Here is an 11,873-nt window from a genome sequence, read left to right as displayed (position 1 = left end):
AGTATGAAAACTATCGTTTTCGGCGGTGATGGCTTCTGTGGCTGGCCAACCTCTTTATATCTCTCTGAACAGGGCCACGATGTCATGATCGTGGACAACCTCTCCCGTCGTCGCATAGATGAAGAGCTTAACGCCTCTTCATTAACACCTATTGTCTCGTTGGATGATCGTGTAAGCGCTTGGCGCGAGGTGTCGGGGAAGACAATCAGCGTTCAGTATCTCGACCTTGCTGTGGATTATGAAAAGGTTGTCAGCCTGCTGAAAGAGTGGCGGCCTGATGCTGTTGTGCATTTTGCAGAGCAACGTGCAGCACCTTACTCAATGAAAAGTCCACGACATAAGATCTATACCGTTAACAACAACCTGAATGCTACTCACAACCTGTGTAATGCTATCGTCGAGTCCGGTCAGGATATCCATCTGGTGCACCTGGGCACTATGGGCGTATACGGATATGGCACAGCAGGGATGAAAATCCCCGAAGGATACCTGCAGGTCGAGCTGGCGAACGGTGCAACTGCAGAGTTCCTGTATCCGGCCAATCCCGGCAGCATCTATCACATGACTAAATGCCAGGATCAGCTGTTTTTCTTCTATTACAACAAGAACGACAAACTCCGGGTTACTGACCTTCATCAGGGTATTGTCTGGGGAACTCAGACAGAGCAAACAAAACGGGATGAGCGTCTGATTAACCGTTTTGATTACGACGGTGACTACGGAACGGTGCTGAATCGTTTTCTGATGCAAAGTTCTGCAGGCTATCCGTTAACAGTTCATGGCACCGGAGGGCAGACCCGTGCGTTTATCCACATCCGTGACACGGTGCGCTGCGTTGAGATTGCACTGTCTCATCCGCCGGTAAAAGGCGAGCGGGTCAAGGTCTATAACCAGTTGACGGAAACGCATCGTGTTCGGGACCTGGCTCAGATGATTTCGCATATGACTGGAGCTGAGATCAGCTATCTTCACAATCCGCGCAATGAAGCACCTGAAAATGATTTGTATGCCTCCAACGACTGCTTTCTGCGTGATGGCCTGAAGCCAACCTTACTGAGTGAAGGTCTGATGGAGGAAGTCATGGAAATTGCCCAGAAGTATATCCATCGTGCTGATTTGTCGAAGATTCCCTGTGTGTCTACCTGGGTAGCGGAGCATCATGACAGTAAATAATGACGAGTTTGACATCTGTGTAGGTGTACCTACCTACAATGAAGCTCCTTATATTGTTGATACATTGGCGTCACTGGCCGCTCAGCGTGGCCAGTCTTATCACTTCATGATGCTGGATAACGCCTCATCGGATCACACTCTTGAGATTGCCAGAGAAGCTTTCGGTCACGATGAGCGCTTCTCATTTCATCAGAATGATAAAAACCGGGGAGCCAACTACAGTTTTAAGGCGCTTCTGGATAACGCCCCTTCCTCACGCTATTTCATGTGGCTGGGAGGGCATGATGCCGTGTCCCCCGGGTATCTTGAGACCGCCATGACACTGCTGGATGAGGATGAGTCTCTCGCGATGGCGTGTGGCATGCCCTATAAGGTAATGAAAGAGCTGCCAGAGCCTGAGTTTCTTGAGCTTGATGTGTATCCCTATTCTCACAAGCGTCTTGGTCGTTATCTGCAGTCCATCAGACATCGTTCCCATTGCAGCATTATTCATTCGGTGTTTCGACGTCACTTGCTGGATGGCTTTCCCTTTAAGTTGGTTATTGCTGGCGACCTGGTTCTTATCAGCCATCTACTCTGGCACGGCCAGGTCTATTACATGCAGGACGAGCGGTATTGGAGACGCTATTTCCGTGAGGAAGATATCGCCGAATCCTTTACCAGAAGGACTTCTGCCACCGACGATTACTTTAGTCGGTATGAACTCATCTGCTATTACCTGGATAGTTTCGGGGCGCTCTACAAAGGTGACTCGCGGATGAAGACGTACATTGAACAGCAAATGATTGAGGTTTTTCAGCACCGGTACGGTATTCAGTCGTTAATACCTAATGATGAGATCTGACGGAGGCATGCGATGAAAGCAGTCATTCTGGCAGGCGGGCTCGGCACCCGTATCAGTGAAGAGTCTCACTTAAAACCCAAGCCTATGATCGAGATTGGTGGTAAGCCCATTCTCTGGCACATCATGAAGATTTACTCCGCCCATGGCGTCAATGATTTCATTATTTGCCTGGGCTATAAGGGCTACGTCATCAAGGAATACTTTGCAAACTACTTTCTGCATATGTCGGATGTGACTTTCGATATGGCCAATAACCGTATGGAGGTTCATCACAACCATGCAGAACCCTGGAAGGTCACGCTGGTGGATACGGGAGAACATTCTCTCACTGGTGGACGGCTCAAACGTGTCAGTGAGTTTTTGCAGGGTGAGGAGGCGTTTTGCTTTACCTATGGTGATGGCGTCAGTGACATCAACATTTCTGCACTTATTGATTTTCATCGTACCCACGGCAAGCTCGCTACTGTGACCGCTGTGATACCTCCCGGGCGCTACGGCGCTCTGACGCGTGACAACGATCAGGTAGTTGGCTTTATGGAAAAGCCAAGAGGCGATGGCGCAGTGATCAATGGTGGCTTTTTTGTACTCTCCCCCAAGGTGATTGACCATATTCGTGGCGATATGGAAAGTTGGGAAGGCGAGCCGCTGGTTAAGCTGGCAGAAAGTGGTGAGCTGATGGCCTATGAGCACAATGGCTTCTGGCAACCCATGGATACATTACGTGAAAAGAATATGCTGGAAGATCTTTGGCAGAAGGGGAATCCACCTTGGAAAGTATGGGCGTAAGCCCAGTGGCCAATTCCGGTTTCTGGCGTGGTAAGCGTGTTTTAGTGACGGGGCATACAGGCTTTAAAGGTAGCTGGCTGACGTTATGGTTGGCGCGTATGGGGGCGCAGGTAACAGGCGTTGCCTTGAAGGCAGAGTCGCAGAGTTTGTTTGTCGCCGCAGACATTAAGGCACTGTGTCAGGATATCACGTTGGATATCCGTGACCTGAACGCCGTAAAAAACGCGGTACGGCAGGCTGAGCCTGATATCGTCTTTCATCTGGCGGCACAGGCACTGGTGCGGGAAAGCTATCGTCAACCGGTGGATACCAGCAGTACCAATATTGTGGGTACGGTCAATGTACTTGAAGCCCTTCGTGGCTGCCCTTCGGTAAAGTCCGTGCTCTGTATTACCACTGACAAGGTGTATCACAATCGTGAATGGCCCTGGCCTTATCGCGAAAGTGATGCTTTGGGTGGGCACGATATTTACAGCGCCAGTAAAGCTGCATGTGAGCTGATGGTGTCCGCCTACCGTAGCTCTTTTTTTGCCGAGAAGGGGATCTCGCTGGTTACTGCACGTGCTGGCAATGTGATTGGTGGCGGAGACTGGTCTGCCGACCGGCTTATTCCCGATGCGATTCGAGCGTGGAGCCACGGCGACACTGTCGATATTCGTCGCCCCGATGCCGTCAGACCCTGGCAGCATGTGCTTGATTGCCTGAATGGCTACCTTATCTATGCCGAGCACTTAAGCCACAGGCAAGACTGCCCCCAATCACTGAACTTTGGCCCGGATGCTGCTGGTATGGCGACCGTACGCGAGGTTATCAGCATCGCCAGTGGCATTTTTGATGGTGCTCGCTGTCGTTTTCATGAACAGCCTGAAGGCCCACACGAAGCAGGACTGCTGATGCTTGATCCATCTCTGGCGCGACAGTCATTGGGGGTTCATAACCATTGGCGGCTCGAGCAAACGCTTAACCGCACCATGCTATGGTACAAGCGCTACTATGCTGGCGAATCGGCGCGGGCTTTATGCGAGGCCGATATCGCGGAGCTGGAGGCGGCATGGCGTCCCTGATTATTACCGCTACGCCTGTTGCCGGTGTGAAAGTCATTCAGCGTGTCTCTCGTGGTGATGAACGCGGTTCTCTGGCACGCCTTTTTTGCCAGAAGGAGCTGGCTGAGGCAGGCTGGCACAGCCCGATTGTGCAAATCAATCACACTCTCACAAGAGAGCCGGGTATGGTGCGTGGTATGCATTTCCAGCATTCACCTCATGCGGAAATGAAACTGGTGAGCTGCATTCGTGGTGCTGTGTGGGACGTAGCGCTGGATTTACGTGCAGACTCGACAACGTTCTTGCAGTGGTATGCCCATGAGCTGTCCGCCGACAATGGCTGCGCCTTGCTCTTGCCGGAGGGGGTGGCCCATGGCTTTCAGGTGCTCCAGCAAAACTCCGAGCTGATCTATTGCCACTCTGCCTTTTATACGCCTGAGGTCGAAGACGGAGTTCATCCTCTTGATCCTGAGCTGGCGATTGAGTGGCCCTTGCCACCCCATGGATTATCTGCACGAGATCAGCAACTTCCCTTTATAACTCGTGCCTTTTCGGGAGTGAGATGTTGATGAAGTGCCGTCACTGTGCTCATCCTTTACATCACAATTTCATTGATCTCGGCTTTGCGCCCCCTTCAAACGCTTATCTTACGAAAGAGCAGCTACATCAGCCGGAAAAGTATTTTCCGTTACGGGTGAAAGTCTGTGAGCACTGCTGGCTGGTGCAAACAGAAGATTATGCTGCTGCCGATACGTTGTTTGATCAGCATTACGCCTATTTCTCCAGCATCTCAAAAGGGTGGCTCGCCCACGCACAGAGCTATTGTGATGAAGTCGAGAAAAAACTGTCGCTTGATCACGAAAGCTTTGTTGTCGAAGTAGCATCGAATGACGGCTACCTGCTTCGCAATATGGTTGCAAAGTCGATTCCTTGCCTGGGAATTGAGCCTACTGAAAGCACCGCAGGGGTGGCGCGGTCCTTAGGGATTCCCGTGCTTTCTGCATTTTTTGGCGAGGCACTGGCGCAAAAACTCACCCGGGAAGGACCGCAGGCAGATCTGATCATTGGCAATAACGTTCTGGCTCATGTGCCTGATATCAACGATTTTTGCCGTGGGCTTGCCACACTCCTCAAGCCTGGCGGAGCTATTACCCTTGAGTTCCCTCACCTGCTTGAGCTCATTTCGCTCGGACAGTTTGACACTATTTATCATGAGCACTTCTCGTATTTATCGCTGCGCGCGGTAAGTACGATTCTGGCGAGTGCCGGGCTTAAAGTATGGAATGTGGATTGTTTGAGTACCCACGGTGGCAGCTTACGTGTGTGGGCATGTCATGCGAATGATCATCGTGCTGTAAGTGCAAATGTTGCGCATATGCTGGAGCGTGAGGCGCTGGCAGGGCTTGGCTCACTGGCTACCTATGCAACATTCCAGCAAAGGGCAGATAACATCAAAAACGAACTACTAAGTTATTTACTGGAGCAGAAGCGGCAAGGTCGGACAGTCGTTGCCTATGGCGCGGCGGCAAAGGGGAACACGCTGCTTAATTACGCAGGGGTCAAGCCTGATCTTTTACCCTATGTCTGTGATGCTGCGCCCTCAAAACAAGGCAAGTACTTGCCAGGTAGCCATATTCCCATTGTTGCACCTGACGTATTGGCCGATGTGCTGCCAGATGTGGTGCTGATCTTGCCCTGGAATATTAAGGCAGAAGTGATGCAGCAGCTGAGTTTTCTACGAGAGGTGGGAACCAGTTTTGTCACCGCGGTACCCATGCTGGAGGTGTTATGAACGAGCGGATTGCCTATACCAGGCCTTCCATCACCGCGCTTGAAGTAGGTTATGCCACCGATGCTGCAGCCAATGGCTGGGGCTCTCATTGCTACGACTATATCCATAAATTTGAGCAGCTTTTTTGTCAGCATCTGGGTGTGCGCTACGCGATTGCCACCTCAAGTTGCACCGGCGCTTTACATATGGGAATGGCAGCACTTGGTATTGGTGAAGGCGATGAGGTCATTCTGGCCGATACCAACTGGGTTGCGACGGTATCACCGGTGGTGCAGTTAGGCGCAACTCCTGTGTTTGTTGATATTCTGCCGGATAGCTGGTGCCTTGATCCTGAGCAGGTGGAAGCGGCCATTACGCCCAAAACCCGAGCCATTATCGCTGTGCACCTCTATGGCAATCTCTGTGATATGGACAAGCTACTGGCGCTTGGAGAGAAACACGGTATTCCAGTGATTGAGGATGCGGCAGAAGCCATAGGCTCAGTCTGGCAAGGCATGCGCGCTGGGGCGATGGGGCGCTTCGGTGCGTTTTCATTTCATGGTACTAAGACTATCACGACAGGTGAGGGTGGGATCTTCGTTACCAATGATCCTGAGTTATATGAAACCGTGCTGACGCTTAGCAATCATGGTCGTGCACGAGGGCAAACCCGGCAATTCTGGCCGGAAATGATGGGTTTTAAATACAAGATGTCGAATATTCAGGCGGCCATTGGCTGTGGCCAGCTTGAGCGCATTGAGGAGCTGATACAGCGCAAACAACAGATCATGGCCAACTATCGCCAGGCGCTGATGGGAGTGTCGTGCATTCAGTTAAATCCTGAACAACCCGGCGCTACGATTGGCGCCTGGATGCCCAATGCGGTGTTTGATAAGGAAAGTGGTATTACTGATCAGGCGCTGATACAGGCCTTTCAGGCAGCCAATATCGATGCCCGGCCATTTTTTGCGCCGCTGAGTACACTGCCTATGTTTGCAGGTGCTTTCCCCAAACCGGTGGCGGTGGATATTGCCGGGCGGTCGATCAATTTACCTTCCTATCATGACATGACCCATCAGCAGCAGGAACGTATCGTTCAGGTATTAGCGGGGATGGCATAACACAATGGCTTATCTCAATGACGAGCAGCGCGACCAGTTCCAACGGGATGGCGTGCTGGTGGTGCCCCAGTTTTATCCTCTTGAACAGGTGCATCAGGTTCAGTGGGGGATTTACCAGATCATCGGGCAGGTAATGCTCCGTCACGGCGTTGAGGATACGCGTGATGCTTTCTCGCCGGACACCTTTGATCAGGCATTTATTGAGCTGATAAAGCGCAATCGTGCCTGGGGTGGTGAGATATACGATGCGGTAAAGCAGGTACCGGCATTTTTGCGTTTAGTCGCACATCCTGCTCATGAAGCGCTGTTTAACGAGTTGCGTGAGAACGCCATTCCGGGGATGGCAGCAGGCGGTTATGGCATTCGTATTGATATTCCTTTCGAGGACAAATATCGCGCTATGTGGCATCAGGAGTATCCGGCCCAGCTGAGAAGTGTGGATGGCCTGGTGTTCTGGAGCCCGCTGGTGGCTATCACTGAAGCGCTTGGTCCGGTAGCGTTTTGCCCTGGATCCCACCAGCGCGGAATATTGCCGGTTTATCAGACTGATCCACAGGGCGCCGGACGTTCAGGAGCCTATGCGCTGCGTATCCGTGATGAGGCTGATGTCCTGGCGCATTATCCGCAGGTGGCGCCCCTCACCGTTCCTGGTGATCTTGTCATTATTGATTTCGCTGTCATGCATTGCTCCGGGTTTAACCTCTCAAACCGGGCGCGCTGGTCTATGCAGTTCCGCTATTTCAACTTTGCCGATCCTGTTGGCCGCAACCATGGCTGGAAAGGGTCGTATGCGGCCGGGGTCGACTTCACCACTATTCACCCTGAGCTGTTTTGTTCGGAGTCTCCCGATGAAGTGTAATGTTTGCCATGAGTCTTTTGATGAGCCCGTCTACCGCTCTGGCAGCCATACGTCACTGACCTCCTTGTGTGAGCTTCGCTCAGGCCAGGTCAGTGTATGGAGTTGCAGGCACTGTGGCCATCTGCAGAGTCAGACACTGGACGATGAAGCCTCCTACTACAAGAACGACTACAAGATATCCCTGACCGAAGAAGATGAAGATCAGATATATGAAGTCGTTGACGGACAGTCGCTCTTTCGGACAGACCATCAGCTGGCGGTGTTACTGCGTAAGTTGTCAATCAAGTCCGGTGCGCGCGTGCTCGACTTTGGCTGTGCCAAAGCTTCAACGACGCGCAAGTTATTAGCCGTGCGTGAGGATGTGCAGCTTCATCTCTTCGATGTGAGTGACATGTACAAACCGTACTGGAGTAGTTTTGTTGCCTCTGACGCCTGCGCCACCTTTGCCATTCCCCCAAGCTGGAACGCACGGTTTGATGTCGTTACGTCATTCTTTGCACTGGAACATATCGGTGAGTTGTCAGATACCCTGGCGACTATCTGGCAATTGCTTGAAGTCGGCGGAGTATTCTACGGCGTTGTGCCGGACACCTTTGGTAATGTAGCGGATTTTGTGGTGGTGGATCATGTGAACCATTTCACTGTTCCCTCGCTTCACTTCTTGCTCTCTGGCTCAGGCTTTACCGACATTGAGATAGATGCACAGGCGCATCGTGGTGCTCTGGTGTTCACTGCCACGAAAGTGCGGGAGGTGCTGTCACCGTCATTGACTGATCGTGACGATGTTCACGAGCGTGCGGTAGCCCTTGGCCAGTATTGGCAAGGCATAGACCGATGTATTGCACAGGCAGTGGCTCAGCACGGCGCCGGTGAGGTTGCCATCTATGGTGCAGGTTTTTATGGGGCATATATTGCCAGTGCCATCAGGTCAGACTGCAATCTTGTTTGCTTCCTTGATGCCAACCCTTTTCAGCAAGGAAAAACGCTCTTTGAGGCTCCGATTCTGGCGCCTCAGTCGCTTCCTGAGAGCGTGAGTACCCTGTTTGTTGGCCTCAATCCGGCCATTGCCCGGCAAGTAATTGAAAGTATGCCGTGGCTTACGGCACGGGGGCTTTCTATCATTTATCTGGACAACTGCTCTCATGATTGAAGGTACTGACATCCGCCTGAGGCCGTGGTCAGAGCGTGACTTCGACGTACTTCAGCAAATGCGCAATGACATTGCCCTGCAGACGCAATTGCTGGCACGGGTACGTGGCAGTAGTGCCAGCAGTGTGCGTGAGTGGCTGCAGCAGCGATCTGCCAGTAGCTCGGATATTTTTCTGATAGTAGCTAGCTTCAGCACAGATGAACCTCTAGGGTTTGTCCAGTGTCGTCAGATGGATCTGATCAGCAGAAATGCTGAAATGGGTATTGGCTTGGTCGCAAGTGCGCAAGGTCAGGGCATGGGGGGACGTGTACTGGCGCTGCTGAAAGATTATGTCCGGTTGACCTGGGGGATGCGGAAACTCTGGCTCAAAGTCAGTGCCGATAATCACGCGGCTATCAGGTGTTATGAAAAGGCCGGCTTTTATCAATGTGGCAGACTTCGGCAGCACATTTTTATTGATGGGCGGTGGCAGGATGTCCTGCTGATGGAGACGTTTCTGGCGGAGCCTGAGGCACCATGAACATCGTTATCTCCCAGTCGATGTTGTTTCCCTGGGTGGGGATGCTGGAGCAGGTTCGTCTTGCCGACATTTATGTGCATTACGATGACGTGCAGTTTTCCAAAGGCAGTCTGGTCAATCGAGTTCAGGTGAAAATGCCTCAGGGCACTCGTTGGATGACTGTTCCGCTGAAAGGTCTGCATTTGGGTCAGGCAATTCAGGACGTCAGTATCGCCGACGATAAAGACTGGCGTTCACTGCATTTACGGTTGTTGCATGAGAGCTTTGCTTCTGCGCCTTTTAAAGAAGAAGCATTGTCTCTTGTGGAGTCGGTCTATGCTGAGCGTTATACCAGCCTGGCGGCGCTATCCCGAGCCTCGTTGCTGGCGTTAGTGAAGTACTTCTCACTGGATCAGCAGTGCCAGTTTCTGGATGTCACATCCCTGAATATCCCTGGAAGTAGTACCGATCGCGTCTTCGACATTGTCAGGCATTTGTCTGGAGATACTTACATTACCGGTCACGGAGCACGCGCTTATCTTGAGCATGAGCGCTTTGCTGCCGCAAACGTGAATGTAGCGTATATGAACTACCAGCGGACGCCTTATCCACAGTCGCATGGTGTTTTCACGCCTTATGTCACCGGGCTTGATCTGGTGGCGCATTGCGGTAAAAAAGGCGTCGACTACATCCATTCTGAATCCATTGACTGGCGAGAATTTCTACAGTGAATCCACATGAGCTTTTTCAAGAAGAAGTGAAGTCCAATATCAAAGGGCTTGGCGATGATCAGGACATGCAGGCTCTTTCCAGAGTGTGGATCCGGGAAGTGGCACGGCATAAATGGGCTTATAATTTTTCCTGGTTAGGTCGCCCGGCGATTCAGTTTCCCAATGATGCCTGGGGGCTTCAGGAGATTATCTGGAAGGTAAAGCCGGATTTGATTATTGAAACAGGCATTGCGCACGGTGGTTCTTTGATTTTTAGTGCCTCGATGCTGGCAATGTTGGACTTGTGTGAGGCTATTGAATCTGGACAAATCCTTGACCCTAAAAACTCTTCTCGAAAAGTTATCGGTATTGATATTGACATCCGTAGCCATAACAGGGAAGCCATTGAAGCACACCCTATGGCATCCAGAATTACCATGTTGGAAGGATCTAGCGTTTCAGAGGATATTGTTGCTCAGGTGCACAAGTTGGCAGAGGGGTATCAATCGGTCTTGGTATGCCTGGATAGCAATCATACACATGATCATGTGCTTGCAGAACTGAATGCATATGCGAAGTTAGTTACTCCCGGAAGTTACTGTATCGTCTATGACACGCTTATCGAAGATATGCCTGCCGATATGTTTCCGGATCGCCCCTGGTGTCCTGGAAATAGCCCTAAAACAGCGGTCATGGAATTTCTGAAGAGTAATGAAGAATTTTTTGTTGATAAAGATATTCAGCATAAGTTGCAAATTACAGTGGCAGTAGATGGGTTCTTGTGCAGGTCGAAATAATTCAGAATCTGTTTGCTGCTGTTTTAGTTTGTAGTTAGCTAGTTTTTATGTTTTTAATTTTTCATAAGAGAGAAAGAGCGCCGAATATCTCTATGCTTTTTAGTTATTACTATGAATCATGATAGTTTTTAAGGTGGGCTAATGAGTTCCGAGCGTGAAATAGTTGATTTTTTTGAGTCGATCAGAAGAAAAAAACAAGGCATGCAGGGGCAGGATTTTGACAGCCTGCCCGATGTTTCTCTGAGCGAATTAAAGTATCTGGCCAGTTTGCTAGCATACGACACAACAATGCTTTCTTTGCGTGATACGTCAAAGCGTTGTGTTTGGCATGTTGCTATGCCGAAGAGTGGTTCTACCTGGGTGACCAAAGTGATGGAAAAGTATCTTGTTGGTCGAGGGTGGAAAGCGGGGTGGCCTTGCCATACGGGTGGAAGATTTCAAGACCTGTCCATGCCTGAGTTTTACAGGCAAAAACTATTAGACGATGATATTTTCCTAATGCATATGCATGTTTTGCCAAATGAGTGGAATGTTTCATTTGCCAGACAGCTAAATGCAAAGGTCATTCTTCAGATAAGAAATATTCAAGATGTTTTGGTTAGTCTCATGGATCACTATGAGAAAGAAAAGAGCCTGCTCCCTTTTGTGTCTGTAGACCACAAAATATGGGAGACATTTTCTGAAAATGAAAAGATTGACTTTGTCGTAGAGCAGATAGGGCCCTGGTATATTAAGTTTTGGGCATCCTGGTTTTACTTTATTGATAATAAGTCAACGCTGGATATTGAGCTGGTGCGATACGAAAGCCTGGTCGATGATAGACAGTCTGTATTCTCGAAGATTGCTGATTTTTGTGAGGGAGAAAACGTCATTGAAAGAGAGTTTGATTACACTGGTTTTACACGTTTTAATAAAGGTGTAGTCGGTAGAGGAGGAGATATTTCTCAGCAATCTGTTTTTAAATTAAAAAGGATGACTGAAATATATCCTGATGTTGACTTTTCTTATATAGGGTTGTGACGGCTGAGTGAAAGGAGGCATCATTTTGATTTTATATTGGGTGGTGCTCCATAGAAATGCGTTGGTAATGGTTTTTCAGAAAGTGAAGCAAGGTCTGCTT

Annotated in this window: 13 protein-coding genes; all 13 read left to right on the top strand. The window is 50.2% G+C overall.

The features are described from left to right. The first annotated feature begins 3 nt into the window (after nt 1-3). The 13 genes from WH50_RS04660 (at nt 4) to WH50_RS04600 (ending at nt 11,773) form a co-directional block, all read left to right on the top strand. Entirely contained in the window at nt 4-1,173 is a 1,170-nt protein-coding gene (locus tag WH50_RS04660) for an NAD-dependent epimerase/dehydratase family protein (protein ID WP_110186268.1), read from the top strand. Beyond that, a complete protein-coding gene (locus WH50_RS04655; protein ID WP_110186267.1) occupies nt 1,160-2,017 on the top strand; it encodes a glycosyltransferase family 2 protein in 858 nt (285 codons plus the stop codon). The genes WH50_RS04660 and WH50_RS04655 overlap by 14 nt, the downstream gene beginning before the upstream one ends. A 12-nt stretch (nt 2,018-2,029) precedes the next feature. Then, complete coding sequence (gene rfbF / locus WH50_RS04650; protein ID WP_110186266.1) at nt 2,030-2,803, top strand: glucose-1-phosphate cytidylyltransferase; 774 nt, start codon at nt 2,030-2,032, stop codon at nt 2,801-2,803. Next, nucleotides 2,794-3,867, top strand: coding sequence for a CDP-glucose 4,6-dehydratase (rfbG, locus tag WH50_RS04645; RefSeq protein ID WP_110186265.1), 1,074 nt, complete (start codon nt 2,794-2,796; stop codon nt 3,865-3,867). Before rfbF ends, rfbG begins: the two co-directional genes overlap by 10 nt. Beyond that, entirely contained in the window at nt 3,855-4,415 is a 561-nt protein-coding gene (locus WH50_RS04640) for a dTDP-4-dehydrorhamnose 3,5-epimerase family protein (RefSeq protein WP_110186264.1), read from the top strand. The genes rfbG and WH50_RS04640 overlap by 13 nt, the downstream gene beginning before the upstream one ends. Continuing rightward, complete coding sequence (locus tag WH50_RS04635; RefSeq protein ID WP_110186263.1) at nt 4,415-5,638, top strand: class I SAM-dependent methyltransferase; 1,224 nt, start codon at nt 4,415-4,417, stop codon at nt 5,636-5,638. The genes WH50_RS04640 and WH50_RS04635 overlap by 1 nt, the downstream gene beginning before the upstream one ends. Beyond that, entirely contained in the window at nt 5,635-6,738 is a 1,104-nt protein-coding gene (locus WH50_RS04630; RefSeq protein ID WP_110186262.1) for a DegT/DnrJ/EryC1/StrS family aminotransferase, read from the top strand. The genes WH50_RS04635 and WH50_RS04630 overlap by 4 nt, the downstream gene beginning before the upstream one ends. A 4-nt stretch (nt 6,739-6,742) precedes the next feature. Beyond that, nucleotides 6,743-7,597: a phytanoyl-CoA dioxygenase family protein gene (locus WH50_RS04625; protein WP_110186261.1), complete on the top strand. Its 855-nt coding sequence runs from the start codon at nt 6,743-6,745 to the stop codon at nt 7,595-7,597. Further along, the gene (locus WH50_RS04620; RefSeq protein ID WP_165838302.1) at nt 7,587-8,747 is read left to right on the top strand and encodes a class I SAM-dependent methyltransferase; all 1,161 of its coding nucleotides are present in this window, start codon (nt 7,587-7,589) and stop codon (nt 8,745-8,747) included. The genes WH50_RS04625 and WH50_RS04620 overlap by 11 nt, the downstream gene beginning before the upstream one ends. Further along, entirely contained in the window at nt 8,740-9,267 is a 528-nt protein-coding gene (locus WH50_RS04615) for a GNAT family N-acetyltransferase (protein WP_110186259.1), read from the top strand. Before WH50_RS04620 ends, WH50_RS04615 begins: the two co-directional genes overlap by 8 nt. Continuing rightward, nucleotides 9,264-9,977, top strand: coding sequence for a WbqC family protein (locus WH50_RS04610; protein ID WP_110186258.1), 714 nt, complete (start codon nt 9,264-9,266; stop codon nt 9,975-9,977). Before WH50_RS04615 ends, WH50_RS04610 begins: the two co-directional genes overlap by 4 nt. Continuing rightward, on the top strand, nt 9,974-10,753 hold the full coding sequence (locus WH50_RS04605) for a cephalosporin hydroxylase family protein (protein WP_243409998.1): 780 nt from the start codon (nt 9,974-9,976) through the stop codon (nt 10,751-10,753). Before WH50_RS04610 ends, WH50_RS04605 begins: the two co-directional genes overlap by 4 nt. Nucleotides 10,754-10,894: 141 nt before the next feature. Beyond that, nucleotides 10,895-11,773 carry a sulfotransferase domain-containing protein gene (locus WH50_RS04600; protein ID WP_110186257.1) on the top strand — a complete coding sequence of 293 codons (879 nt, stop codon included), beginning with the start codon at nt 10,895-10,897 and terminating at the stop codon, nt 11,771-11,773. Nucleotides 11,774-11,873 lie beyond the last annotated feature (100 nt).

It is taken from the genome of Pokkaliibacter plantistimulans, from assembly GCF_003194385.1.
GTDB lineage: Bacteria > Pseudomonadota > Gammaproteobacteria > Pseudomonadales > Balneatricaceae > Pokkaliibacter > Pokkaliibacter plantistimulans.
The sequence above is the reverse complement of the archived record's forward strand: the minus strand, read 5'-3'. Positions and strand labels throughout refer to the sequence as shown.